Raw genomic sequence first — 24,163 nt, forward strand, 5'->3', positions numbered from 1 at the left:
GAACCACAACGGAGCCCCTCCATTCCGGCCGTTCCCCGGCTATGGTGTGCCAGATGAAGGCACTTGTGCTGTCCGGCGGCGCCGGAACACGCCTCCGGCCGATCACGCACACCTCGGCCAAACAACTCGTCCCGGTCGCCAACAAGGCCGTGCTGTTCTACGGCCTGGAATCGCTGGCCGAGGCCGGGATCACCGAGGTGGGTGTCGTCGTCGGCGAGACGGCCGCGGAGATCCAGGAAGCCGTCGGCGACGGATCCAAGTTCGGCCTGCGGATCACCTACATCCCCCAGGAGCGCCCGCTCGGTCTCGCCCACGCCGTCCTGATCTCCCGCCCCTTCCTCGGCGACGACGACTTCGTGATGTACCTCGGCGACAACTTCGTCGTCGGGGGGATCGCCGGGCTGGTCGAGGAGTTCCGCACCCACCGCCCCGACGCACAGATCATGCTCACCCGCGTCGCCGACCCCCGGGCCTTCGGGGTCGCCGAACTCGACGCCGCGGGCCGGGTCGTCCGGCTGGAGGAGAAGCCCCGCCGGCCCCGCAGCGACCTCGCCCTGGTCGGCGTGTACCTGTTCACCCCGCTGATCCACGAGGCGGTCCGGGCCGTTCAGCCGTCCTGGCGCGGCGAACTGGAGATCACCCACGCCCTCCAGCATCTGCTGGACAGCGGCGCCGACGTCCGCTCCAGCGTGATCCACGGCTACTGGAAGGACACCGGGAACGTCGCCGACATGCTGGAGGTCAACCGCACGGTCCTGGAAGGCGTCGAACGGCGGATCGACGGCCAGGTCGACGAGACCTCCGAACTCGTCGGGCGGGTCGTGGTCGAGGAAGGGGCCCGGATCACCGGCTCCCGGATCGTCGGCCCCGTCGTCGTCGGCTCCGGCACGGTGATCGAGGACTCCTACGTCGGCCCCTTCACCTCCATCTCCGAGAACTGCCGGATCAGCGACAGCGAGCTGGAGTTCTCCATCGTGCTGCGCGACTCGTCCATAGCCGGGGTCGGCCGGATCGAGAACTCCCTCATCGGCCGCCATGTCGAGGTCACCACCGCCCCGCCGGTCCCGAGCGCCCACCGGCTCGTCCTCGGCGACCACAGCAAGGTGCAGATCCGCACATGAGCGGCGGCCCGCACGGCACGGCACCCCGGGAAACGGCGGGAGTCCCCACTCCCCACGCGTTCCCCGTGATCGTCGCGATGCCCGCGATTCCCCACCCGCGACCGGCGCGGCCCGGCCGCACCCCCGCAGTCCCAGAGCTGACCAAGGTGCAGATCCCCAAATGAACCTCCTCGTCACCGGCGCCGCCGGGTTCATCGGCTCCACGTATGTCCGCGGGCTGCTGGCCCGGCCCGGCGGACCGCGGGTCACGGTGCTCGACCGGCTCACCCACGCCGGCACCCGGGACAACCTGCCGGACCGCCACCCCCGGCTGGAGTTCGTCCACGGCGACATCTGCGACCCGGTCGTCGTCGACCGGGTGATGGCCCGCACCCGGCAGGTGGTGCACTTCGCCGCCGCGTCCGCCGCCGACCGCACCGGGGACGGCGACGGCGGATTCGTCCGCACCAATGTGCTCGGCACCCAGACCCTCCTGGACGCCGCCCTGCGGCACAGCGTCGAGACCTTCGTGCAGATCTCCACCGACGAGGTGTACGGATCGATCAAGGCCGGTTCCTCGCCCGAGGAACACCCGCTGCGCCCCAGCTCCCCCTACTCCGCCTCCAAAGCCTCCTCCGACCTGCTCGCCCTCGCCTACCACCACACCCACGGCATGGACGTCCGGGTCACCCGCTGCTCCCACAACTACGGCCCGTACCAGTCCCCCGAGAAGGTGATCCCGCTGTTCATCACCAATCTCCTGGAGGGCAAGAAGGTCCCCCTGTACGGCGACGGCCTCGACGTCCGCGACTGGCTGCACGTCGAGGACCACTGCCACGGCATCGAACTGGTGCGCACCAAGGGCAGACCCGGCGAGATCTACAACATCGGCGGCGGCACCGAACTGACCAACAAGGACCTCACCGCCCTGATCCTCGACGTCTGCGGGGAAGACTGGGACATGGTCGAGCACGTCACCGACCGCAAGGCCCGCCGGCTGCGCCACAGCGTCAACTGGACCAAGGCGCGCGCCGAACTCGGCTACCGGCCGCTGCACGACTTCGAGTCCGGCATCGCCACCACCGTCGCCTGGTACCGCACCCACCGCGCCTGGTGGCGGGCGCTCAAGCAGCGCGAGGTCCCGACCTGAGCGCGCCCCGCCCCCTGACCCGCACGGCACGACGCACGAAGCACGACGCACGAAGCACAGCCCCAGATCCGCGAGGAGTCACCAGCGTGAAACGCCATGAGTTCCTGCGGGGCCTGCACAAGGCCGCCGCCAACCGCAACTACCTGGAGATCGGTGTCAACGACGGGCGCAGCCTCACCCTGTCCCGGGTGCCGAGCATCGCCATCGACCCGGCGTTCAAGGTGGTCAGCGAGATCCGCTGCGACGTCCACCTCGTGAAGGCGACCAGCGACGACTTCTTCGCCCGCGACAATCCGCTCGCCCATCTCAAGGGCGGCCGGCACCCGCTGCGCAACCTGGCCCGGGGCCGCAGCCCGCTCGGCCACTGGCGGCGCACCACGCTCGACCTGTCCTTCATCGACGGGATGCACCTGTTCGAGTACGCGCTGCGCGACTTCATCAACATCGAGAAGCACGCCGACTGGGCCAGTGTCATCGTCTTCGACGACATGCTGCCGCGCAGCATCGACGAGGCCGCCCGCGACCGGCACACCAACGCCTGGACCGGTGACGTCTACAAGCTGGTGGAGATCCTCACCCGGCACCGCCCCGACCTGGTGACGGTCCTCGTCGACACCGAGCCCACCGGCCAGCTCGTGGTGTTCGGCGCCGACCCCGGCAACACCGTGCTCAGCGACAAGTACGACGAGATCATGGCCGAGTTCGACGTCCCCGACCCGCAGAAGGTGCCCGAGGCCATCCTCGACCGGGTCCGCGCGGTCCGCGCCGAGGACCTGCTCTCCGCCGGGTTCTGGGGCCCGCTGGCCCGCGCCCGCAACATCGGCGCGGGGCGCTCCCGCGGCTGGCCGGCCCTGCGCCGCGCGCTGGAGGAGTACGCGGTCGCCCGCTGACGCCGCACGTGGGCGCTGAGTGGGGGGTGCCCCGCCGGTGCCCTTGGGGGCGGCGTCCCGCCCGGACGAAGGGGGCGGCGCCTTGCACGGACGGTGAAGGGGGCGGCGTCCCGCCCGGACGGTGAAGGGGGCGGCGCCCCGCACGGGCACCGCCCCCGCTTCCAGGCTACGGCCGGGAGTCCAGGTCCGTCACGGCCGCCGCCGCCGCCGTCGTCAGCGGCGGCGGCGGCGGCGGTGTACGGCCACGGTGACCGGTCCGTGACGGCCGCGCGTCAGGCATACAGGTGCGCCTCCCCGGCCCATCACCCCCGCCGCCGCCCCCGCACCCGTAGCCTCCGTGCGATCCTCCGGGTCAGCCGGGGCAGCGCTCCGGCGCGGGTCGCCCGCAGCACGGTGACGGTGCCGTCCGTGCCCGCGCGCAGCCGCACCGGCAGGGGATGGAACCGCACCTCGTCCGCCTCGTCCGCCTCGTCCGCCTCGGGCGTGAGGTTCAGGGACGGCCGCCACTCCCGGCCGCCGTCGAGGCCGTCCACCGGCAACTCCGCCTCCAGCAGCGCGCCGTGGGGTGTGTCCCGCGGGTCCGGGACGAGCGTCGCCGCCATGTCCACGGACCTGTCCGCGCCCGCCGCCGTCAGCCGCAGCACCACAGCGGTGCGGGCGGCCACATGCAGTGCCAGCCGGGCGGTCAGCCGGCCGTCCGCGCAGCGCACCGCGTCCGGCGCCGTCCGCTCCAGGCCCGGGTTCTCGCGTGCCCGGTCGACGTCCAGCGAGAGATTGCCGTGCCGCGGCGTCCAGAACGGCAGCAGCACCTGTCCGGCGACCACACCGGCCGGGGGCGGCGTGCGCAGGGCCGCCGGAGCGGGGCCGACGCGCCGCCCCTTGGTCCAGCCGCCCAGCTTCACCCGGACGTCCAGATCCCACAGCCCGCCGGGCGGCGGCCCGCCGTCCACGGCACCGGCGCCGTCCACGGTGGCCGTACCGCGCAGCACCAGCCGCACGCGTGAGCCGTCGCCGACGGGCACCCGTTCACGCGTGTACTCCACCGGCTGGAAGTGGACGGCGGAGCTGGCCCGTTCCCGGAGCTGCACCTCCAGCGTCGCCCGGTCGAAGCGGGCCCGGGTGTCGGCGCCCACCCAGTCGACGGCCGCCGCCACATCGAGCGGCGGCCCGTCCCCCGGCGCGGCGGAGCCGTCGGCGGCGGAGCCCGCCGGGAACGTCAGCGGCTCGCCGTGCGCGGTCAACTCCGCGCTCAGCCCCACCCGCAGTGCCCCGTCCCGCCACTCCACCCGCTCCGGGACGGCCCTCAGACCGATGCCGGACTCCCACTCGGCGAACGCGGTCACCTCGTCGTAGCGCCCGGCCGCCGCCAGCGCGGCCACCACCCGCTGGGTCGGCTGGAGCCCCTTGGCCACGCCCGGCCCGAACCGCTCGACCACCACCCGGTGGATCTGCTCGAACAGATCCCGCCGGAAGTCCTCGGGCGCCGACAGGAACCGCTGTCCGCGCAGCCGCTCGACCATCTCGTTGCGCAGCCACCGCCGGAACAGCCGGTCGCGCACCGCGCCCGGCTCGGTGTACCGCTCCACCACGTCCAGCGCCTCCCGCAGGTTCCCGAAGTACCCGGCGGGGTCGAACCGCTGGAACCCGGCGTTGGACGAGTCGTCGCGGCGGACGTGGTAGTAGCAGACGTAGTCGCTGAGCACCGACACATTGGCCGCGCGCAGAAACGCCTCCGTGACGAAGACATGGTCCTCAAGGCGCCTTCGGCCCTCGGGGAACCGCAGCCCGGTCCGCTCCAGGAACTCCCGGCGGACCATCTTGTGCGGGGTGAGACTGTCGATCAGCGGGGCGTTCTCGACCGAGGCGCGGGGCCGGTTCACCTTGAACAGCTCGACCGGCACCCCGCGTCCCTTGCCGGCCATCTTGCCGACCACCACATCGGCGCCATGGGCCACCCCGTAGTCGTACATCCGCTCCAGGGCCTCGTCGCCGAGGTAGTCGTCGTTGTCGACGAACATCACGAACTCGCCCCGGGCGGCGGCGATCCCGACGTTGCGGGGCTTGCCGGACCAGCCGGAGTTCTCCTGGTGGACGACGTGCACCCGCTCGTGCTCGGCGGCCAGCGCGTCCAGCCGGGCCGGAGTGGCGTCGGTGGAGCCGTCGTCGACGAAGACGATCTCGTACGCGTCGGGAGGCAGCGACTGCCGCAGCAGGGAGTCGACACAGTCGTCGATGTAGTGCCCGGGGTTGTACACCGGAACGATGACACTGACCTTGACCGGCAACGTCTGGCCCCCCTCAGGGTTCTTCCGCCGTTCATACCAAGGGAATTGGGATGGTGGCCGATGGTAGCCCGGAGTGCTGTGCGGCTGCCGTGGAGCAACTGTCACCCCCGCCTCCGCGCCAGCACCGCCGACACCAGCGACCGCAGTGCCGGGGCGGCCCCTTCGACCCCGCGCGGACATCCTGACGACGGTGATCGACCCGTCCGGGACCCCGCGCCTGTGGCCCCTCGACATCGACGACGCCACGGGCCAGGGAGCGGGGCGTCACAGGTGTCGTCCGCGGTGTGCCGGGCGGGGGCCCGGCTGGGATCGGGTGGGGCCGCTGGTGAGCACCAGCGCGGTGCGGGTGCGGAAGCGGTCGAGGTAGTAGGCCGCGCCCGGTCCATGGCTGTCGGCCCGGTTGGCGGCCGTGGCGGCTCTCCAGCAGACGGTGGCCGCGTTCCCGAAGAACTCGTGGCCGGACGGCGGCACCGGGGTGCGCTTGCCGTCGGTCACCTCCACCAGTTCCACCATGAACCCCTTCGGATCGCACCCCGGGTCCCGGACCCGGCCGTGACCGGGAGCGCCCGGGTGGGGGGTGCGGCTGGGCAGGCCCCCGGCGTCCGGCGCGCGGACCGGCTCGCCCCGGCCGGTGGCCGCCGTGGCGATCAGCTCGATCTGCTCGGCGAAGTCCGGTCCGGGCAGCGGGATCTCCAGGTCCGGGTGACGGTCGTAGCCGATGGCGACGGCGCGGGCGACGAACGCGATGACCGCCTTCGCCACGGGGGTCAGGCTGCGCGGGGCGGTGCAGGTGAGGCGGCTGAGGATGCGCAGGACGGTGGCGAGACTGGTGTCCACGGTCATCATGCGGTAGGCGGGCCCGTCCGCGGGCGGCACCTCGCCGTGCCGGGTGTGCGCGTCGGCCTGGGCCCGCCACAGGGCGGCGGCGTGGGTGTCGCCCCGGGCGAGGTGCTGGAGGTAGAGGCAGTAGGACGCCGGGGCGTTGTCGGCTCCGGCGGCGTACTGCCACCAGAAGCGGGCGCCGTCGTCGGCACCGGCGATGTGCAGGACGCAGCCGAGTATCCAGGCGGCCCGCGGCTGCGGCACCTGATCGGTGAGGAAATCGGCGAGCTGCTCGGGCGTGCAGTGGGCCACGACCGCCTCGCACAGCGCGGTCAGATTCTCCGTGGCGCCGCCGTCGGCCCGGGAGGGCTGCTCCTCCCACAGCGGCAGGGCGCCCGCCAACCCGGCGAGCGCGAGATCGTCGTACGGCACGACATCGGACGGCACAGGGGGCTGCACCAGCAGCAGCGACTGGGCGAGGAGGTCGTCGACAGTGCTCATGGCGGGGTGATCACTCCTGGGCATCGGTGTCGGGGCGGAGCTGGTCCAGGGCGCCGCGGGCGTGGTGGTCCAGGGTGTGGGTGACCGCCGGGGACAGCCCGAGGATGCCCGGTACGGCGTCCTGGCGGACACCGCACAGATAGCGCAGCACCAGGACGTCCCGCTGGTCCGGGGAGAGCCCGGCGATGTCGTCGAAGAAGCGGGCGAGCGTGTCGATCCGGGCCAGCCGGTCCGCCAGGTCGGGAATCTCGGCCTGTACGGCGGTGGAGAACGCCGCCGCCCGAAGATCGGGGCGGCCGTCGGGACGCTTCGGGGCGCGGGCGACGACCATGCGGCGCAGCAACTCCCAGGCGTAGCGCGGTGTGTCCTCGCTCCGGGTCGCCTCGGCCCAGTTGAGCCAGAGGATGTCGAACGTCTCCCCGACCACCTGCCGGGCCCGCTCCCGGGACTGGAGGAACGCCTGCGCGTAGACGGTGTAGGGGGGCCGCATGGCCTGGGTGAATCCCAGGTGTGCGACGGGCTGGTCCTCCGGGTCGAGCGGATGCACGTCCTCGATACCGCTCTTGATCCAGGCGCTGTCCTTGGCCGCTTCCATCGCCGCCGCCATCCAGAGTCGGCGCAGCGGCGCGACCGGTATCTCCAGGGCGCGGATCACGCTGTAGGTGATCTCCCAGCTCGGGTAGTAGCCCTTGCCGCGCAGGAGTTCGGAGAGCCGGGTCTTCGAGTAGCCGGAGCGGCTGACGAGTTCGTCGAGGGTCAGCCGGCTCTCCGCGAGCCGGTTGCGGACCGGCTCCAGCCAGGTCCGGTGCACGGGCCCGGCCGTCTTGCAGATCGGTTCCGGGGGACGCCCACGACGACTCGGCGGCGGTTCGCCTCCGGCCGGTCCGGGCACCATGGGGGGCATCATCACGACGTCTCCCCACTGCCGGCGGACACGGACACGGGCACGGGCCCGGACATGTACACGGGCACGGGCACGGAGTTGGAGGGCTCGCCCCCACCGTCGTACACGACCGTGATCATCACTTGCTGGTGGGTCATTGCACCTTCCTTGAACAGCAGACTGGTCCGGAAGGCTCCTCCGATGCGGTGCTGACGCGCCCCGGGGAGTCGGGGGACCAGCATGGTGCGCCGGGCGTGCGCCCCTCAACGTGATCATGGGGTTACGGAACAATAACCGCGCCCGTTCCTCGATCCCCTACCGCAGAACGGCCGCGGGCACCGGTAGATCCCGCCCGAATGAACGCTTTTGGAGGCGAATCCGTGTATCGAAGTGCGGCGTGGGCGGGATCGGCGCCATGGTTCGGCGTACGCCCCGCCCGGCGTCGCGCCTTCCGGTCCGGAAGGCCACGGCGGCCCCTCGTGCTGAAGCAGGACCCGGAGGGGCCGCCCTCGCCCCGTCTGTCCGATCCCGTGGAGCGACCCGGCATTGTTCGCCCGACCTTGTCCGTCCCCGCCCACTGCCTCACCATCTGTGACCAGACGAGTGCGGAAACAGGCGGCGGTGGGGGTGGGCGATGTCGGCGGGCACGGGCGGAGACTATTGGGCGGACAGATCACTGCCCAGTGTGTTCAAACATGATCTTCTCAAGCGCTATCTGCCGCAGTTCGGCGGAATGACCGGAACCCAGTCCCGCGACGGACGGGTCGTCTATCTCGACGGATACGCGGGGGAGGGCCGCTACGAGAGCGGTGAACCCGCCTCGGCGGAGATCGCGCTGCGGGTCGCCGCGTACCTGCGCGGCGCAGCGGGGCTCACACTGGAGTGCTTCTTCTGCGAACCGCAGGCGAAGTCCTTCGACCGGTTGCGCAAGGTCGTGGAGCCGTACCAGCGGCGGAACGTCAGGGCGTACGTCCACCACGGCGAGGTGGACGGCGTTCTCGACCGGGTCGTCGGGCGGGCCGAGCGGGAGCCGCTGTTCCTCTTCCTGGACCCCACCGGGCTCGTCCTGCCGCAGAACCGCCTCGTCGAGGTCCTGGCGCACCGGCGGCCCCAGAAACGCCCGGCCACCGAGCTGCTGATGAACTTCAGCATGATGGCCGTATGGCGCCTCGGCGGCCATGTCCGGTCCCCGAAGGGGAACGAGCGGTCGCTGCGGCGGTTCGACGATGTGTGCGGCGGGACCTGGTGGCGGGAGTACTTCGCCGACGCGGTGGCGTCCCGGGGCGCGGACGGCGCGGCCGAGGACGCCATCGAGGAGGTCGCCGCCGAGTACTCCCGCCGACTGGCGCGCCGGACCGGGATGGTCGTGCAGTCCGTGCCGGTGTCGCACTCGCCGCGCAAACGGGCCGTCTACCGGCTGGTGTTCGCCACCCGCAGCCCCTACGGCCTGTGGGTGTTCGGCGACTCCGTGGCCCGCGCCCGGTCCGTGTGGTGGGAGACGCTCCAGGAGCGCGAGGAGGAGGACGACGGGGCGCTGTTCACCAGGGTTTCCGTCACCCGGCCCGATCCGAAGGAGGTGGAGGCCAGGGCCCTGCCGCAGATCACGAAGAACCTGGCGACGCTGCTGGCACAGACCCGGCGGCCATTCCGGCTGGTCGATCACACCCTCGCCATCTTCGGGCCCTACTACGGACAGGTCACCGAGCCGGTGGTACGGCGGGCGGTGCGGCTGCTGTACGAGCAGGGGAGGACGACGACCAGTGGGGTGGGTGTGCGCAGGACCCGTGAGATCCGGCTCCAGCCGGGGCGGCGTGCGGTGTGAGGTGTGAGGTGTGAGGTGTGAGCGACGCCGGGTGATGATCCGTGAGGTGGTGGGGCGGTGAGACGGTCAGGTGGTGAGACGGTCAGGCGGTGAGGTGGTGAGACGGTCAGATGGTCAGGCCGTCAGTGGTAGTTGGTAGTTGGTCCCAGGTCCGGCCCTCCAGGAGACGGCCACCGGACTTCGGGGTGCGCCCGCCCCACTGCTTGAAGAAGAAGGCGACACCGGCGTCCTGACACCGGTCCCGGATCTGCGTGACCCAGTCCTCCTCCGGTGGCCGGTGCCCGGCGCCGGACTCACCACCGGCGATCACCCAGTGGATGCCGTCGAGATCCAGTCCCGCCAGCGGCCCCAGCAGCGGCTCGCACGACAGGAACCGTACGGCCGCGGGGACCCCGCGCAGATCCTCGACGCGCGTCAGCTCCCGCTCGCTCTCCACCGACACGCCCATCCACAGATTGTCCGGCCAGTCGAGCCGCGGGGCGATCTGCCGCAGGCGCCGCGCCCGCTTGGTGAGCACCTGGTAGGTGTGCTGCGGTGTGTCCGCCATGACCTGGAACACCTGGCGGACGAACGCGATCGGCACCCGCGCGTGGAACAGATCGGACATCGAGTTCACGAACACCGTCCGCGGACTCCGCCAGCCGTACGGGACGTCGAGGGCGTCCGGGTGCAGCGTCACCGCGAAGCCCGGTCCGGACGTCCGGGGATCACCGTCGTTCTGGTACTTCGCCGCGCCCATCGCCTTCAGCCGCTTCGCCAGGGTCAGCGCGTAGCAGTGGTCGCAGCCGGGCGAGACCCGGTCGCAGCCGGTGGTGGGATTCCAGGTCGCCTCGGTCCACTCGATCGCACTGCGGTCGCCCACCGGTCTCCTCCTGCCGCTCGGCTGCTCCGCCGCGCCGCGGGGCACGGGACGCCGGACGCACGCTGTCCAACGGGCCCTCCGACGACGACGATGCGTCCAGAATCTAGTGCTCCCGGGAGACCCCGGTGACGGCGACCCCGGCGACGGCGACGGCCACCCCGGGATCGGCCACCCCGGGATCGGCTAGTCCGGGATCGGCTAGTCCGGTATGGATGTCCCGAGACACCCGGCCCCCGCCTCACCTCGGACGCGCGTGCCGTGCGCCCCCGCGCCGAGGGACCGGTCCGCCCGCTCCCCGGCCGGCAGATTCCGGTAGTCCCGTGGGGACATCCCGTACGCCGCCCGGAAGAGGCGGCTGAAATGGGCGGCGTTGGTGAAGCCCCAGCGTTCGGCGGTCGCCTGGACCGTGCGGTCGGCGAGCCGGGGATCGGCCAGGTCCGTACGGCAGCGCTCCAGTCGGCGGTCGCGTATCCAGACGGCGGGGGAGGTGCCGTTCTCCGCGAGCAGCCGCTGGAGGTGGCGCAGGGAGATGTGATGGGCGTCGGCGATGGTGCGGGGGGTCAGGGCCGGGTCCGCGAGGTGCTGCTCGACGAAGGTGTCGATCTGGGCGCGGAGCGCGTTCCGCCGGGTCTCCGGGCTCAGGACGCCCTCGGCCTCCAGACAGTGGGCGACGACGGACGCCAGCAGGTCGAGGGTGACCGAGGCGAGGGTGGGGACATCGGCCCGGGTGAAGTCGCGGGCGCCCGTGTTGAGGGCGGTCAGCCACTGGGCGAGCATCGCGCCCATCCCCTCGCGCCCGCTGATCGGGACGGCGTACAGCCGCTGGACCGTCTTCTCCGGCAACGGCATGAGCCAGCGCGGAAACTGAACGGTCATATGCGGCCAGCCGCCACCGACGGCACGGACGTCCCCACGGTAGGGGCGGCTGGTGTCCATCACCACCAGGTCGCCTTCGCGCAGTGCCGTATCCGTTCCGGCCAAGGAGAGCAGCCCCGTCTGACGTGCGAAGTAGTTGATCTGATACGCCTCCGGGTCGGACTGCCTGATGAGTTTCGGGGTCCGGGTGACCTCCAGATGGGCGAAGTTCATGGCGGAGATCTGGATGTCCGCCATGTGCAGCATCCGCATCCGGGCGCGGAAATCGTCCTGATGAGTGCTGCGCAGCCGGTTGGGCATGTGCGAGCGGCTGGTGAAGTCGTGGAACAGCTCGAACCGCTCGGCCGCCGGAACGATCTCCGTGCTGAACTCCGTGACCAGCATCCCCGGCCCCCATCACGCGTTTCCCGTCTCTTCCCCGAGTCTTCCCGCGTCATCCCTCGGCTGTCACCGCTTCAGCAGGTCCTGGATCGCCGATGTGATCTCCTCGGGCGCCTCCTCCGCCATGAAGTGTCCCGCCCGGGTCAGCCGGTGGTCCAGGTCCGGTGCCCACGCCCGCCACACCTCGGCGGCGTCGTAGCCGAGGCGGGCGCCCCAGTCCTGCTGGACGACCGTCACGGGCATCGCCAGCTGCGAACCGGCGTCCAGGTCGGCCTGGTCATGGGTGACGTCGATACCCGCCGAGGCCCGGTAGTCCGCGACGATCGACGGCACCGCCGCCGCGCTCGCCCGCAGATACGCGGCCCGCACCTCCTCCGGCAGCGCCGCCGGGTCGCCGCCCCAGGCGTCGAGGAACGAGCCGAAGAACGCGTCCGCGCTGTTGGCGATCATCAGCTCCGGCAGTCCGGGCGGCTGGGCCATCAGGAAGAGGTGGTAGCCGACGGCCGCCGAGGTGCCCTGCAACACGCGCCACATGTCGAGCGTCGGCACGATGTCCAGAATGCCGAGGTGGGTGAGGATCTCCGGGTGGTCGAGCCCGGCCCGGAAGGCGACCAGGGCGCCCCGGTCGTGGCCGACCAGGGCGAAGCGCTCATGTCCGAGCGCCGCCGCCAGGGCTACGACATCGGCGGCCATGGTGCGCTTGGCGTACACGTCCGGACCGGTGGCGGCCGGCTTGTCGCTGGCGCCGTAGCCCCGGAGGTCGGGACAGATCACGTGGTGTTCGCGGGCGAGGCGCACGGCGACGTGCCGCCACATCAGCCGGGTCTGCGGGAAGCCGTGCAGCAGTACGACCGGGCTGGCGCCGGGGTCGCCGCCGACGGACGCGGCCAGTTCGACGCCGTCCGCGCCGGGCAGCCGGACCTGGTCGAAGCCGGGGATGGTGGGTGTCATGAGGGGCCTTCTTCCCGAGTGGGTGGAGGGGGACTGACTTGACCGGACCAGGCTGGGCCACGGCGATCAGCAACCGGTCAGTAGCCGGTCGGCCGCCGGTGAGCGGCCGGGCAGCAGTACAGCGGGGGCCGATCAGCAACCGGTCAGTACGGTGCGGCACCGCCCGCCCCGCACCCCGAGGATGGAGTCATGCGCATCGACGTGCTCGGAACCGTGCGAGCCCTCCACGACGACGGCAGCCCGGTCGACCTGGGCGGACCCCGCCACCGTGAGGTGCTCGCCCGGCTCGTCGCCGCCGAGGGACGGATGGTCACCACCGACACCCTCGTCGACGATCTGTGGACCGACCCACCGGAACGGGCCCTCGGTGCCCTGCGCACCTTCGTGGCCGCGCTGCGCCGCGCCCTCGAACCCGACCGCCCGCCCCGCGACCCACCGCGCCTCATCGTCACGGAGGGTCCCGGTTACGCGCTGCGCCTGGCGCGCGAGGCGGTCGACGCGTACCGGTTCGAGGACACCCTGTCCCGTGCCCGGCGCAGCCCCGACGCGGTGACCGACCTCGCCGACGCCCTCGCCGCCTGGCGCGGACCCGCCTACGCCGATCTGCCCGGCGCCCCGTGGGCGCGGCGCGAACGGACCCGGCTGGAGGAGCTGCGGCTGGAGGCGGTGGAACTGCGCGCCCGCATCCTCCTCGACTCCGGCGAGGGCGCCGCCCTGGTCGCCGAACTCGGCGCCCACATCGCCGAGCATCCCTGGCGTGAGCCCGCCTGGGAACTGCTGGCCCGCGCCCTGCACCGCGCGGGCCGTCAGGCCGACGCGCTGGCCACCCTCCGCCGTGCCCGCGCGATGCTCGTCGGTCAGCTCGGGCTCGACCCCGGCCCCGGACTCCAGCGCCTGGAACGGGACATCCTCAACGCCTCCACACCGGTGGACGGGGACGACGGGGGCGGCGGGGGCCACGGAGGCGACGGGGGCCACGGAGGCGCGTGGACCGCGCCCCGCGTGCCGCTCGGTCCCCGGACCACCGTGGATCTGGCCCGCACCCTCGCCCTCGCCGGTGGCGACGCCCTCGTCCGCTCCCGGGCCGACCGCCTCGCCGCCGTCCGGGCGGCGGAACGCACCGGCGACCTCCACCTGACCGCCCGGATCATCGGCGCCTACGACGTGCCCGCCCTGTGGACCCGTGCCGACGACCCCGGACAGTCCCGTGCCGTCGTCGCGGCTGCCGAGCGCACCCTCACCGCGCTCGGACCCGACGGCCCCGGCGATCTGACCGCCCGGCTGCTGGCCACGATCGCCGTCGAGAGCCGCAGCGCGGACCTCTCGGCGCCCGAGGCGCGGCGCGCGCGGCAGGCGGCACGGCAGGCCGAGGCGATGGCACGGCACCGCGACGATCCCGCGCTGCTGGCCTTCGCCCTCAACGGGGTGTTCCTGCACTCCTTCACCCGGCCCGGACTCGCCGCCGTACGGGACGGGATCGGCGCCGAGATCCTCGACCTGGCCACCCGCCACGATCTGCCCGCCTACCAGGTCCTCGGCCACTTTGGCCGGCTCCAGTCCGCGTCCGCCCTCGGCGACCTCGACACCGCGGCCTCGTACGCCGACGCCGCCGAACGGCTCGCCGTCACCACCGAGGCGCCCCTCGTCCCCGTCCTCACCCGGTGGTTCCGGGCACGGGCGGCGGCCACCCGCAGCACCCGACCCGGTGGCCCGGCCCCCGCCACGGCCGCCGCGCGGTACCGGGCCGCCGAGGACGCCCTCCGGACGGCCGGGATGCCGGGGCTGCACCGGGGTCTGTTCCCGCTCGCCCTGCTGGGGCTGCGCCTGCTGCACGACCGGCCCGCGCCCACCGACCCGCACCTCGACTGGGGCCCCTACGAGCCCTGGACCCGCCCCCTCGTCCTGCTCGCCCAGGACCGCCCCGAGCAGGCCCGCACCGCCCTCGCCGAGGCTCCCGCGCCCCCGCCCGACCATCTGTCGGAGGCCCTGTGGTGCCTGACCTCCCACGCCGCCGCCCGTCTCGGCGAACCCGGGACCGCCGCGCGGGCCGAGACCGCCCTGAGCGCCGCCGCCACGGAGGACGCGGGCGCGGCCAGCGGAATGCTGACGCTGGGCCCGGTGGCCCGCTATCTGGCGGAGGCGAGAGCGTGCGCCACCACGCGGTGACCACCACCGCCCCGCCCCGAGCACCGACGGAGGGCCCGGCCGGTGCGCGGCAGCCGGTCGCGGCACCGTCCTCCGCCCACACTCGACGGTCCTGCGCCGACGCGGCGGGCGTCGTCGGGCCGCGTTCCTGCCGGTGCACTGTCAGCGGTCCCGCCCCAGCGTGGCGGGCGTCGTCGGGGACCGCGTTTCTGCCGGTGCACTTTCGGCGGTCCCGCCTCAGCTCGGCGGGTGTCATCGGGGACCGCGTTCCTGCCCGCGCGCTCTCGACGGTCGCCGCCCCAGCGTGGCGGGCGTCGTCAGGGCCGCGTTCCTGCCTGGGCACTCTCGGCGGTCCCGTCCCAGCGTGGCGGGTGTCGTCGGGGACCGCGTTTCTGCCTGGGCGCTCTCGGCGGTCGCCGCCCTGGCGTGGCGGGTGTCATCGGGGCGGCGTTCCTGCCGGTGTACTTTCGACGGTCCCGCCCCAGCGTGGCGGGCGTCGTCGGGGACCGCGTTCCTGCCCGCGCGCTCTCGACGGTCGCCGCCCTGGCGTGGCGGGCGGCTCGGGGCCGCGTTCCCGCCCGCACCCCCCTCGACGGTCCCGCCCCAGCGCGGCGCCGCCCGCGTTCCCGCCCAGGCTCCGGCCGACGCTCCCCGGCACCAAAGCGGCCTCCCCACGGCCCCGCCCACGCACACCCCAGCCCCGGCCCCCGTCACCGTCGCCGCAGTCGCCGTCTCGGCGAGACACGGAACCGGTGGCGCCCCACCGGTACCGGCTCGGCGCGGCGCGTCGCCGCACGGAGCAGCGCGCGCAGCACCCCCGCCCGCGCCAGCCGTACGGCCGTCGGTGCGCGATGCGGGCGCCCGACGCCCGCCTGGGCGGAGAAGGACCAGCTCAGTCGTGTCCGTATCTGGAACCTGGGCATGCCCCCTGCCTACTCGTCCCACGCCTGGATCAGGGTCTGCCGGGCGATCCGGCCGTCCCGCAGGGTCAGCATCGACTCGGCCAGCACCCGCGTCCCGTCCGCGTACTCGCAGGACTCGGTGAACGCCGCCCGGTCGCCCTGAACCACACAGTCGTCCAGCCGGTGGGTCATGTCCCGGCTGTAGATGTCGTCCAGCATCGCGCTGATCTCGTCCCGGCCGTGCAGCACCTTGGGACGGCTGGGCCGGCTGACCTGGTCCACCACCCGTACCTCGGCGTCGTCGGCGTACAGCGCCAGCAGGGTGTTCGGATTGCCCTCGATGCCCCGGCGCAGGGTCTTCGCGTCGAAGACGGGGCTCGCCACAGTGCCCATCGTGACCTCCTCGGAGGGCGCGGCCCGCGCGAGGGATGTACGGCGCGAGCCGCTGGGGACCTCTTCTACGAGCCTCCCCCGGAGCGGCGGAGTCGGCAAACGCGGCCCGGGGCCCGCCGCCGCGACCGGCCCGGGGACGGGGGGCGCACACCCGCGTCCGTGAGGTGCGCCTGTCGGGTGAGGGGCCCGCGTCGGCCGTGTCCGGCGGGGTCCGTACGCGTTGCTGAAGACATGATCTCAACTCGTCGTATTCTCGCCGCCGCCTGTCTCGCCGTCGGGGCAGCCGGTCTCGCCGCGCCGCAGGCCGGTGCCGCCGAGGCGGACGCCGCCGCTGACGGCAAGCTCAACCCGGTCGCCGTGCTGGACTCGCTGACCGTCTCGGACATCCCCGCCGAGCACAAGGCCGCCATTCCCCGTCCGTCCGAGGGGCTCGCCGAGCTGAACCAGCTCAACGGTCTCCACCAGCTCAGCGAGCTGCACCAGGTCACCGACCTGGTCGCACCGGTCACCGGCCTGGTGCCCGCCGTCGAGTACTGACCCCCTCGGTCGCGAACCGACCCCCTCGTCCGCCCCGGCCGCTCACCCGGCCGAGGCCAGGAACTGTGTGGCCGCCAGCTCCGCGTACAGCGGATCGGCGGCCACCAGTTCTTGGTGGGTGCCCACCGCGCGGACCCGCCCGGCGTCCATCACCACGATCCGGTCCGCCATCGTCACCGTCGACAGCCGGTGCGCGACCACCAGCACGGTCGTCGACCGCGCCACATCCGCCACCGTGTCCCGCAGCGCCGCCTCGTTGACCGCGTCGAGCTGCGAGGTCGCCTCGTCCAGCAGCAGCAGCCGGGGGCGGCGCAGCAGGGCGCGGGCGATGGCCACCCGCTGACGCTCCCCGCCGGACAGCTTGGTGCCCCGATGCCCGACCAGGGTGTCCAGCCCCTCCGGCAGCCGCTCCACCAGCCCGTCCAGCCGGGTCGTCTTCAGCACCCGCGCCACCTGGCCGTCGTCCGCCGCCGGATTGCCCAGCAGCAGGTTGTCCCGCAGCGAACCCGACAGCACCGGCGCGTCCTGCTCCACATAGCCGATCGCCGACCGCAGCCGCGCCAGATCCCACCGCGCGATCTCCGTACCGTCGACCGCGATCTCCCCGGACTGCGGCTCGTAGAACCGCTCGATCAGTGAGAACACCGTGGTCTTGCCCGCGCCCGAGGGGCCCACGAACGCCGTCATGCCCTGCGGCGGCACCTCGAAGCTCACCCCGTGGTGGACGTACGGCAGATCGTCGGCGTAGCGGAAGCGGACGTCCCGGAAGGCGACGGCGGCCGGGTGGGTGTCCTGGGCGGGCGATTCGGCGGCGGCCGGCCGGGGTTCCGCGGGCAGCGCCAGCGCCTCCTGGATACGGCTCAGCGCCGCCGCCCCCGTCTGGTACTGGGTGATCGCGGCGACCACCTGCTGGATCGGCGCCATCAGATAGAAGACGTACAGCAGGAACGCGACCAGTGTGCCGACGTCCACCGCGCCCGTCGCCACCCGCGCGCCGCCCACCGCCAGCACCGTGATGAACGCGATCTGCATGGCCAGCCCCGCCGTGTTGCCCGCCGCCGCCGACCACTTCGCGGCGCGGACGCTCTGCCGCCAGGACTCCTCGGCCGCCTCGTGCAGGGTGCGCTCCTCGCGGTGCTCCGCGCCGGACGCCTTCACCGTGCGCAGCGCGCCCAGCACCCGCTCCAGCGAGGCGCCCATCAGCCCGACGGCTCTCTGTGCCTCCTTGCTGGCCCGGTTGATCCTCGGCACGATCAGCCCGAGCACCAGGCCCGCACCGGCGATCACCGCCAAGGTGACGCCGAGCAGCACGGGATCGACCACGCCCATCATCACCACCGTGGCCACCAGGGTCAGCCCGCCCGTGCCCAGGCCCACCAGGGTCTCGGTGGTGACCTGCCGCAACAGCGTGGTGTCCGAGGTGATCCGGGCCATCAGATCGCCCGGCTCGCTGCGGTCCACCGCCGGTATGCGCAGCCGCAGCAGATACGACGACAGGGTGCGCCGCGCGCCGAGCACCACCGACTCCGCCGTGCGCTGGAGGACATAGCCGCCCAGGGCGCCCACCAGCGCGTTCGCCACCACCAGCGCCGACATCGCGAGCAGTGCGCCGGTGATCGCCCGGTCGTGCTCCAGGTCCTCGATCAGGCCCCGGGCCACCAGCGGCAGCAGCAGCCCCGTGGCCCCCGTGACCAGCGACAGCAGGGCGCCGGTCAGCAACGCCCAGCGGTGCGGCCGTACATAGCCGAGGAGCATGCGCCACGGGGGTGCGGCGGCTTCCGTCTGTGCGCTGCTCACGGGGCTCCTTCGGCGGGCTGGTACGGCGGATCGGACCGTGCTTGCCAGACTACGGGGGGCCACTGACAACGGGCCGCCGGGTACACGGACCCGGCTCCCGCCATGGGTCTACCGCGCCTCCAACCGCGCGAGTGTCGCCGCCAGATCGGCCGGACGCGGGCGGTTGTGCGGCAGCTTCGCCAGCAGCGCGGCCATCCCGCAGGTGCCGCTCAGCGCGGAGAACACCAGCCCGCCCGCGATCCCGGCCGACAGCAACAGCCCGGCGGGGTGCAGGAGTCCGAGGCCCAGCCCGGTCAGGACCAGCGCCCCGGCGGTCAGCCGCACCTGGCGCTCCATCGGCCACACCGCCCGTCCGCCGGACGCCGGGCGGCCCAGGGCGTGTCCGCGCCGCGACCAGTCGGCCGTGCCGCCGGTCAGGGTCATGGCGGCGATGCCCGCCTCGGCGAGCCGGGCGCAGGCGTTCGCCGAACGGGCCCCGGAGGCGCAGACGACGAGCAGTTCGCCGTGCACCCGGCGCAGCACCGGCAGGGCCCGTTCCAACTGGTCCAGCGGGATGTTCAGGGCGCCGGGCAGATGGCCGGAGGCGTACTCGCCGGGCGTGCGGACGTCGACGACGGTCAGATCGCCGAGCCGGGTATGCGCCTGATCGGCGTCGAGGGCGGAGGGCGTGGGGTGAGTGGGGTGAGTGGTCATGCGGGGAATTTCCTTTGCGTGTGCGTGGCTTCCGGTGCTGCGTGAAGGGCAGTCCGATGGACGGTCCGAGGAACGGCCTGAGGGGGAGGTAAAATACCCCCAAGGGTATGTACGGCCCGGTGCGGCCGTACCGGTGCCGGTGGTGTGGAGGCGCGGATCATGGAAGTGCGGTTCGAGGGCGACGAACTGAAGTCGGTGCTGAACCGGCTGCGCCGGGCGCAGGGGCAGATCTCCGGGGTGATCCGGATGATCGAGGAGGGGCGCGACTGCGAGGACGTGGTGACCCAGCTCGCCGCCGCGTCCAGGGCCCTGGACCGGGCCGGGTTCGCGATCATCGCGACCGGCCTCCAGCAGTGCGTGACGGATCTGGAGCAGGGCCGCAGCGACGGCGAGTCGGCCGAGCAGATGAAGGCCCGGCTGGAGCGGCTGTTCCTGTCCCTGGCCTGACCGGGGCGCCCGGCGCGCACCGCACGCCGCCCGCTCGTCGGCCTGACCGGGGTGCTCACAGCACCCCGTCCACCAGCATGAACGCCGCCACACCCAGCAGCGCGCAGGCGAAGACCCGGCGCAGTGTGCCCGACGACACCTTCGCCGCCAGCCGCCGTCCGTCCCACGCGCCCAGCACGGCCGCCGCCGCGAACGGGGCCACCCGTGCCCAGTCGACGGGGACGGCCGCGCCGGTCCTGGCGACCAGCGAGACGACCGCGTTGACGGTGATGACCAGCAGACTCGTCCCGACGGCGAGCCGCATCCGCAGCCCCACCACGTTCACCAGCGCCGGTACGGCGAGAAAGCCGCCGCCCACCCCCAGGACCCCGGTGACCGCACCGAGCCCGGCCCCGGCCCCCAGCACCCGCCCCCTCCGCCCGGGAACCCCGGGGGCCTCCACCGCCGTCCCGGACCCGGACCCGGAACTGGAGCCGGACCCCTCAGCACGGCCCGCCTCCGCCTCCCCCTCCCCCTCCACCTCCCCCTCCACCTCCCCCTCCACCTTCCCCTCCGCCCGCGCCCCCCGCAGCATCCCCGCCGCCGCCACCCCCGCCAGCACCGCGAACGCCACCGTGAGGACCCCCGGCGGCAGCCAGGACGAGAGCGCCCCGCCGACCGCCGCCGGAAGGAGCCCGGCGACGGCGAACAGCGCGCCGCGCCGCCAGTCGACCGTGCCCGCACGCGCGTGCCCGGTGAGCGCGGTGACCGAGGTGAGGACCACCACGACCAGCGCGGCGGTCGTCGCGGCGGCCGGGTCGAAGCCCAGCAGATAGATCAGCGCGGGCACGGCCAGCACACTGCCGCCGCCCCCCAGCGCCCCGAGCGCCAGCCCGGTCAGCGCGCCCGCGACCAGGGCGAGGACCAGGGTGCTCACGGCAGTGCCGCCGCCACCGTCAGCCCCGCGGCGCGGGCCGCGTCGAAGCCGTCGTCCACCGCGACCACGGGGTACCCGGCCGCGTCCAGGATCGAGGCGGCGATGGCCGCCCGTGCCCCGCCCGCGCAGTGCACCCACACCGGTGTGCCGTCCGAGGGCAGCTCCGTCAGCCGGTCGCGCAGCAGGTGCAGCGGGATGTGCAGCGAGCCCGGTATGTGCTCGGCGGCCCGCTCCCGGTCCCGGCGGACGTCGAGGACGACCCCGTCGGCGCGGGCCGCGAGGTCCGCGAAGCCGGCGCGCGGGAAGGAGCGGGGCGTGGCACCGTCGGGCAGCCAGTCGGGCAGCGAACCGGTGGCCGCGGCGGCGGGCCGGTCGATGCCGACGCGCGCCAGTTCCCGCTGGGCGGCGGCCAGCTGCCCCGCCGACTCCGCGAGCAGCGTGACCGGCTTCCCCCACGGCAGCAGCCAGGCCAGCTGGACGGCGAACTGCCCGGCCGACTCGAAGTTCAGTGCCCCGGCGACATGGCCCTGGGCGAACGCGACCCGGTTCCTGAGGTCGACCACCCACTCCCCGGCCGCGAGCCGGGCCGCGATCTCCCCGGCGTCCGCGCGCCGCGGCGGCGTCAGGTCCAGCGGCGCGGGTCCCTGGGCGTTGGCGGGGCCCATGTGGGCGTAGTACGCGGGAACGTCGTCCAGCCCGGCGAGCAGTTCCGCCACGAACGTGTCCACGTCCGTGACCAGCGCGGTGTTGGTCCGCCGCTCCTGGCCGATGGTCGTCGCGCCCCCCTCCGCGCCGCCGGACGGCGTGGCCGCGCAGAGACTGCCGAAGCCGTGCGTGGGCAGCACCCGGGTGTCGTCGGGCAACTCGGCGGCCAGCCGCCGCGCCGAGTCGTGCTGGGCCCGCGCGAGCTGCCCGGTCAGCCGCGGCTCCACCAGGTCGGGCCGCCCGACCGTGCCGATCAGCAGCGACCCACCGGTGAACACGGCCACGGCCGTGCCGCCGTCGGCGAGGACGTACGAGGTGTGGTGCGGGGTGTGTCCGGGGGTGGCGAGGGCGCGCAGCTCCAGGCCGGTGTCGAGGGTCACCCGGTCGCCGTCCTCGACCGGTACACGGGCGTAGGCGACCCGGGCCCCGGCGGGCACCAGATAGGCGGCGCCGGTGAGGCGGGCCAGCTCAAGGCCGCCGGAGACGTAGTCGTTGTGGACGTGGGTCTCGGCGACATGGGTGATCCGCACGCCCCGGCGGGCGGCGGCGCCGATCACCCGGTCCGGGTCGCGCGGCGGATCGATCACCACGGCGGTCCCGGCGCCGCCCGCCAGATAGCCGCGGTTGCCCAGTCCGGGCACGTCGATGACATCGACGAAGTACATGTCGGCACTCCTTCCCTGCTCCCATTACCCCCGGGGGTATCTTTCCGCCACCGTAGCAGAGTACCCCCGGGGGTATGCCAGGGCCGTCCGGACCTGACGGAGGTCCCCCTTCCGCGCCCCCGCCCCGCCCCGTGCCTCGACCGATGCCACCCGTGGCCCAGGCGCAGCCGAGCCCGCTGCCGCGTCGGAACGATCACGCGTAGGGTCGGCGGCGGCACGCCGATCACCGACGAGAGGGGCTGCACATGGCGCAGGAAGTGCGCGGAGTCATCGCACCGGGCAAGGACGAGCCGGTCAGGGTGGAGACGATCGTGGTGCCGGACCCCGGCCCCGGCGAGGCCGTCGTCCAAATCCAGGCGTGCGGGGTCTGCCACACCGATCTGCACTACAAGCAGGGCGGCATCAACGACGACTTCCCGTTCCTGCTCGGCCATGAGGCGGCCGGGGTCGTGGAGTCGGTCGGCGAGGGCGTCACCGACGTGGCGCCCGGCGACTTCGTGATCCTCAACTGGCGCGCGGTGTGCGGGCGCTGCCGGGCCTGTCTGCGCGGCCGTCCCTGGTACTGCTTCGACACCCACAACGCCCGGCAGAGGATGACCCTCACCGACGGCACCGAGCTGTCCCCGGCCCTCGGCATCGGCGCCTTCGCGGAGAAGACGCTGGTCGCGTCCGGACAGTGCACCAAGGTCGACCCGGCGGTGTCCGCCGCGGTGGCCGGACTGCTGGGCTGCGGTGTGATGGCCGGGATCGGCGCCGCCATCAACACCGGCAACGTCGGCCGGGGCGACACGGTCGCCGTCATCGGCTGCGGCGGCGTCGGGGACGCGGCCATCGCCGGGTCCCGGCTCGCCGGGGCGGCCCGGATCATCGCCGTCGACATCGACGACCGCAAGCTGGAGACCGCCCGCTCCATGGGCGCCACCCACACCGTCAACTCCACGGACACCGACCCCGTCGACGCCATCCGTGAGCTGACCGGCGGCTTCGGCGCCGATGTCGTCATCGAGGCGGTCGGCCGCCCGGAGACCTACCGGCAGGCGTTCTACGCCCGCGATCTCGCCGGGACCGTCGTCCTGGTCGGCGTCCCCACCCCGGAGATGAAGCTGGAGCTGCCCCTGCTGGACGTCTTCGGACGCGGCGGCGCGCTGAAGTCCTCCTGGTACGGCGACTGCCTGCCCTCCCGCGACTTCCCGATGCTGATCGATCTGCATCTCCAGGGCCGCCTGGACCTCGGCGCGTTCGTCACCGAGACCATCGCGCTGGACGAGGTGGAGCAGGCGTTCGCCCGGATGCACCAGGGCGATGTGCTGCGCTCGGTGGTGGTGCTCTGATGGCCGCCCGGATCGAACTCCTCGTCACCTCCGGGCAGTTCACCCTCGACGGCGGCACCTGGGACGTCGACAACAACGTCTGGCTGGTCGGCGACGACCACGAGGTGCTGGTGATCGACCCGGCCCACGACGCCGACGCCGTGCTCACGGCGGTGGGGGACCGCAGGCTCACCGCGATCCTGTGCACCCACGCCCACAACGACCATGTGAACGCCGCCCCCGAGGTCGCCGACCGCACCGGCGCCGCGATCTGGCTGCACCCCGACGACCTCCCGCTGTGGCGGCTCACCCACCCCGACCGCGACCCCGACGACCATCTCGCCGACGGTCAGATCATCGAGAGCGCGGGCGCCGACCTGCGGGTCCTGCACACCCCGGGCCACGCCCCGGGCGCGGTCTGCCTGTACGACCCCGGACTGGACACCGTCTTCACCGGGGACACCCTGTTCGCCGGGGGCCCCGGCGCCACCGGACGGTCGTACTCCCACTTCCCGACGATCATCGACTCGGTGCGCGACAAGCTGCTCACCCTGCCGCCCGGGACGGTGGTGCGCACCGGACACGGCGACTCCACCACGATCGGCGCCGAGGCGCCCCATCTGGCGGAGTGGATCGAACGGGGCCACTGAGTCCGGGCCGCCCGTACCATCGCGATCATGACGACCCACACGTTCGAGAACCTGCACGGCACGGGAGTCCTGCGCTGCGCGCCCGACGGTCCGCCCCTGGACGGCGAGCGCGCGGCACTCGACCTCATCGGCGAGACCTACGGCCAGGAGGTCGACCTCGTCGCCGTGCCGGTCGAACGCCTCCCCGACGACTTCTTCCGGCTGCGCTCGGGGGTCGCCGGGGCCGTCGTCCAGAAGTTCGTGAACTACCGGCTGCGGCTCGCCGTCATCGGGGACATCAGCGCCCAGATCGCGGCGAGCGACGCCCTGCGCGACTTCGTCCGCGAGTCCAACCGGGGCCGTCACCTGTGGTTCGTCGGGGACGCGGCGGAACTGGAGGAGCGGCTCCGCGCGTGAGCGCGGCCCGCGGCGGCCGAACGGCGGCACCCGGCTGAGGGGAGCCTGCCGCAGCCGAACGGCGGCTCCGCGGCTGAGGGCGGC

Annotated in this window: 23 protein-coding genes; 10 read left to right on the forward strand and 13 right to left on the reverse strand. The window is 73.4% G+C overall.

Going from position 1 to position 24,163, the window contains the following annotated elements:
• Positions 1–53 precede the first annotated feature (53 nt).
• The 3 genes from AB0D49_RS37565 (at position 54) to AB0D49_RS37575 (ending at position 3,140) form a co-directional block, all read left to right on the forward strand.
• Complete coding sequence (locus AB0D49_RS37565; RefSeq protein ID WP_362767268.1) at positions 54–1,121, forward strand: glucose-1-phosphate thymidylyltransferase; 1,068 nt, start codon at positions 54–56, stop codon at positions 1,119–1,121.
• 160 nt (positions 1,122–1,281) lie between these two features.
• Positions 1,282–2,250 (forward strand): dTDP-glucose 4,6-dehydratase, encoded by a 969-nt coding sequence (gene rfbB / locus AB0D49_RS37570; protein WP_362767270.1) that lies wholly within the window; start codon positions 1,282–1,284, stop codon positions 2,248–2,250.
• Between the two features lie 86 nt (positions 2,251–2,336).
• Positions 2,337–3,140 (forward strand): class I SAM-dependent methyltransferase, encoded by an 804-nt coding sequence (locus AB0D49_RS37575; protein ID WP_362767273.1) that lies wholly within the window; start codon positions 2,337–2,339, stop codon positions 3,138–3,140.
• Positions 3,141–3,442: 302 nt separating this feature from the next.
• Here the strand turns inward: AB0D49_RS37575 and AB0D49_RS37580 are convergent, their stop codons facing one another.
• From AB0D49_RS37580 to AB0D49_RS37595, 4 genes are all read right to left on the reverse strand, one after another.
• Positions 3,443–5,425, reverse strand: a complete 1,983-nt coding sequence (locus AB0D49_RS37580) for a glycosyltransferase family 2 protein (protein WP_362767276.1) — start codon at positions 5,423–5,425, stop codon at positions 3,443–3,445.
• Between the two features lie 264 nt (positions 5,426–5,689).
• On the reverse strand, positions 5,690–6,748 hold the full coding sequence (locus tag AB0D49_RS37585) for a hypothetical protein (protein WP_362767278.1): 1,059 nt from the start codon (positions 6,746–6,748) through the stop codon (positions 5,690–5,692).
• Positions 6,749–6,758: 10 nt separating this feature from the next.
• Entirely contained in the window at positions 6,759–7,559 is an 801-nt protein-coding gene (locus AB0D49_RS37590; protein ID WP_362767281.1) for an XRE family transcriptional regulator, read from the reverse strand.
• 95 nt (positions 7,560–7,654) lie between these two features.
• Complete coding sequence (locus AB0D49_RS37595) at positions 7,655–7,789, reverse strand: hypothetical protein (protein ID WP_362767284.1); 135 nt, start codon at positions 7,787–7,789, stop codon at positions 7,655–7,657.
• Between the two features lie 527 nt (positions 7,790–8,316).
• On the opposite strand from AB0D49_RS37595, the gene tcmP reads away from it, so the two are divergent.
• Positions 8,317–9,453: a three-Cys-motif partner protein TcmP gene (gene tcmP / locus AB0D49_RS37600; RefSeq protein ID WP_362767287.1), complete on the forward strand. Its 1,137-nt coding sequence runs from the start codon at positions 8,317–8,319 to the stop codon at positions 9,451–9,453.
• Positions 9,454–9,559: 106 nt separating this feature from the next.
• Here tcmP and AB0D49_RS37605 read toward each other — a convergent pair whose 3' ends face one another.
• From AB0D49_RS37605 to AB0D49_RS37615, 3 genes are all read right to left on the reverse strand, one after another.
• On the reverse strand, positions 9,560–10,315 hold the full coding sequence (locus AB0D49_RS37605) for a phage Gp37/Gp68 family protein (RefSeq protein ID WP_362767289.1): 756 nt from the start codon (positions 10,313–10,315) through the stop codon (positions 9,560–9,562).
• 198 nt (positions 10,316–10,513) lie between these two features.
• Positions 10,514–11,575 (reverse strand): helix-turn-helix domain-containing protein, encoded by a 1,062-nt coding sequence (locus AB0D49_RS37610; RefSeq protein ID WP_362767292.1) that lies wholly within the window; start codon positions 11,573–11,575, stop codon positions 10,514–10,516.
• 63 nt (positions 11,576–11,638) lie between these two features.
• Positions 11,639–12,523 carry an alpha/beta hydrolase gene (locus tag AB0D49_RS37615; RefSeq protein ID WP_362767295.1) on the reverse strand — a complete coding sequence of 295 codons (885 nt, stop codon included), beginning with the start codon at positions 12,521–12,523 and terminating at the stop codon, positions 11,639–11,641.
• Positions 12,524–12,712: 189 nt separating this feature from the next.
• Here AB0D49_RS37615 and AB0D49_RS37620 point away from each other — a divergent pair, with 189 nt between their 5' ends.
• On the forward strand, positions 12,713–14,689 hold the full coding sequence (locus tag AB0D49_RS37620; protein ID WP_362767298.1) for an AfsR/SARP family transcriptional regulator: 1,977 nt from the start codon (positions 12,713–12,715) through the stop codon (positions 14,687–14,689).
• 689 nt (positions 14,690–15,378) lie between these two features.
• Here AB0D49_RS37620 and AB0D49_RS37625 read toward each other — a convergent pair.
• Positions 15,379–15,591 carry a hypothetical protein gene (locus AB0D49_RS37625; RefSeq protein ID WP_362767301.1) on the reverse strand — a complete coding sequence of 71 codons (213 nt, stop codon included), beginning with the start codon at positions 15,589–15,591 and terminating at the stop codon, positions 15,379–15,381.
• A gap of 9 nt (positions 15,592–15,600) precedes the next feature.
• Entirely contained in the window at positions 15,601–15,963 is a 363-nt protein-coding gene (locus tag AB0D49_RS37630; protein ID WP_362767303.1) for a nuclear transport factor 2 family protein, read from the reverse strand.
• 231 nt (positions 15,964–16,194) lie between these two features.
• Between AB0D49_RS37630 and AB0D49_RS37635 the strand changes: the two genes are divergently transcribed.
• Positions 16,195–16,500: a hypothetical protein gene (locus AB0D49_RS37635; RefSeq protein WP_362767306.1), complete on the forward strand. Its 306-nt coding sequence runs from the start codon at positions 16,195–16,197 to the stop codon at positions 16,498–16,500.
• A 42-nt stretch (positions 16,501–16,542) separates the two neighbouring features.
• On the opposite strand, the gene AB0D49_RS37640 is transcribed toward AB0D49_RS37635, so the two are convergent.
• A complete protein-coding gene (locus AB0D49_RS37640; RefSeq protein ID WP_362767309.1) occupies positions 16,543–18,297 on the reverse strand; it encodes an ABC transporter ATP-binding protein in 1,755 nt (584 codons plus the stop codon).
• Between the two features lie 108 nt (positions 18,298–18,405).
• Positions 18,406–18,990, reverse strand: a complete 585-nt coding sequence (locus AB0D49_RS37645; RefSeq protein ID WP_362767312.1) for a rhodanese-like domain-containing protein — start codon at positions 18,988–18,990, stop codon at positions 18,406–18,408.
• A 159-nt stretch (positions 18,991–19,149) separates the two neighbouring features.
• Here AB0D49_RS37645 and AB0D49_RS37650 point away from each other — a divergent pair, with 159 nt between their 5' ends.
• Entirely contained in the window at positions 19,150–19,437 is a 288-nt protein-coding gene (locus tag AB0D49_RS37650) for a metal-sensitive transcriptional regulator (RefSeq protein ID WP_362767315.1), read from the forward strand.
• Between the two features lie 55 nt (positions 19,438–19,492).
• On the opposite strand, the gene AB0D49_RS37655 is transcribed toward AB0D49_RS37650, so the two are convergent.
• Together AB0D49_RS37655 and AB0D49_RS37660 are read right to left on the reverse strand one after the other, a co-directional pair.
• Entirely contained in the window at positions 19,493–20,353 is an 861-nt protein-coding gene (locus tag AB0D49_RS37655) for a sulfite exporter TauE/SafE family protein (RefSeq protein ID WP_362767317.1), read from the reverse strand.
• The gene (locus tag AB0D49_RS37660) at positions 20,350–21,723 is read right to left on the reverse strand and encodes an MBL fold metallo-hydrolase (protein ID WP_362767319.1); all 1,374 of its coding nucleotides are present in this window, start codon (positions 21,721–21,723) and stop codon (positions 20,350–20,352) included. The genes AB0D49_RS37655 and AB0D49_RS37660 overlap by 4 nt, the downstream gene beginning before the upstream one ends.
• Positions 21,724–21,968: 245 nt before the next feature.
• Here AB0D49_RS37660 and AB0D49_RS37665 point away from each other — a divergent pair, with 245 nt between their 5' ends.
• From AB0D49_RS37665 to AB0D49_RS37675, 3 genes are read left to right on the forward strand one after another with little or no spacing between them, the layout of a single operon-like run.
• Positions 21,969–23,054 carry an S-(hydroxymethyl)mycothiol dehydrogenase gene (locus AB0D49_RS37665; RefSeq protein WP_362767322.1) on the forward strand — a complete coding sequence of 362 codons (1,086 nt, stop codon included), beginning with the start codon at positions 21,969–21,971 and terminating at the stop codon, positions 23,052–23,054.
• Positions 23,054–23,683: an MBL fold metallo-hydrolase gene (locus AB0D49_RS37670; protein ID WP_362767325.1), complete on the forward strand. Its 630-nt coding sequence runs from the start codon at positions 23,054–23,056 to the stop codon at positions 23,681–23,683. The genes AB0D49_RS37665 and AB0D49_RS37670 overlap by 1 nt, the downstream gene beginning before the upstream one ends.
• A gap of 27 nt (positions 23,684–23,710) precedes the next feature.
• Positions 23,711–24,079, forward strand: a complete 369-nt coding sequence (locus AB0D49_RS37675) for a DUF4180 domain-containing protein (RefSeq protein WP_362767328.1) — start codon at positions 23,711–23,713, stop codon at positions 24,077–24,079.
• Positions 24,080–24,163 lie beyond the last annotated feature (84 nt).

It is taken from the genome of Streptomyces sp. NPDC048290 (genome assembly GCF_040652095.1).
GTDB lineage: Bacteria > Actinomycetota > Actinomycetes > Streptomycetales > Streptomycetaceae > Streptomyces.

What these genes read in the sequence shown, in the direction of transcription:
- AB0D49_RS37670 (WP_362767325.1), top strand. Translation starts at nt 23,054, where the DNA reads ATGGCCGCCCGGATCGAACTCCTCGTCACCTCCGGGCAGTTCACCCTC.
- AB0D49_RS37610 (WP_362767292.1), bottom strand. Translation starts at nt 11,575, where the DNA reads ATGCTGGTCACGGAGTTCAGCACGGAGATCGTTCCGGCGGCCGAGCGG.
- AB0D49_RS37625 (WP_362767301.1), bottom strand. Translation starts at nt 15,591, where the DNA reads ATGCCCAGGTTCCAGATACGGACACGACTGAGCTGGTCCTTCTCCGCC.
- AB0D49_RS37675 (WP_362767328.1), top strand. Translation starts at nt 23,711, where the DNA reads ATGACGACCCACACGTTCGAGAACCTGCACGGCACGGGAGTCCTGCGC.
- AB0D49_RS37645 (WP_362767312.1), bottom strand. Translation starts at nt 18,990, where the DNA reads ATGACCACTCACCCCACTCACCCCACGCCCTCCGCCCTCGACGCCGAT.
- AB0D49_RS37615 (WP_362767295.1), bottom strand. Translation starts at nt 12,523, where the DNA reads ATGACACCCACCATCCCCGGCTTCGACCAGGTCCGGCTGCCCGGCGCG.
- AB0D49_RS37635 (WP_362767306.1), top strand. Translation starts at nt 16,195, where the DNA reads ATGATCTCAACTCGTCGTATTCTCGCCGCCGCCTGTCTCGCCGTCGGG.
- AB0D49_RS37595 (WP_362767284.1), bottom strand. Translation starts at nt 7,789, where the DNA reads ATGACCCACCAGCAAGTGATGATCACGGTCGTGTACGACGGTGGGGGC.
- rfbB (WP_362767270.1), top strand. Translation starts at nt 1,282, where the DNA reads ATGAACCTCCTCGTCACCGGCGCCGCCGGGTTCATCGGCTCCACGTAT.
- AB0D49_RS37565 (WP_362767268.1), top strand. Translation starts at nt 54, where the DNA reads ATGAAGGCACTTGTGCTGTCCGGCGGCGCCGGAACACGCCTCCGGCCG.
- AB0D49_RS37660 (WP_362767319.1), bottom strand. Translation starts at nt 21,723, where the DNA reads ATGTACTTCGTCGATGTCATCGACGTGCCCGGACTGGGCAACCGCGGC.
- AB0D49_RS37630 (WP_362767303.1), bottom strand. Translation starts at nt 15,963, where the DNA reads ATGGGCACTGTGGCGAGCCCCGTCTTCGACGCGAAGACCCTGCGCCGG.
- AB0D49_RS37620 (WP_362767298.1), top strand. Translation starts at nt 12,713, where the DNA reads ATGCGCATCGACGTGCTCGGAACCGTGCGAGCCCTCCACGACGACGGC.
- AB0D49_RS37585 (WP_362767278.1), bottom strand. Translation starts at nt 6,748, where the DNA reads ATGAGCACTGTCGACGACCTCCTCGCCCAGTCGCTGCTGCTGGTGCAG.
- AB0D49_RS37650 (WP_362767315.1), top strand. Translation starts at nt 19,150, where the DNA reads ATGGAAGTGCGGTTCGAGGGCGACGAACTGAAGTCGGTGCTGAACCGG.
- AB0D49_RS37665 (WP_362767322.1), top strand. Translation starts at nt 21,969, where the DNA reads ATGGCGCAGGAAGTGCGCGGAGTCATCGCACCGGGCAAGGACGAGCCG.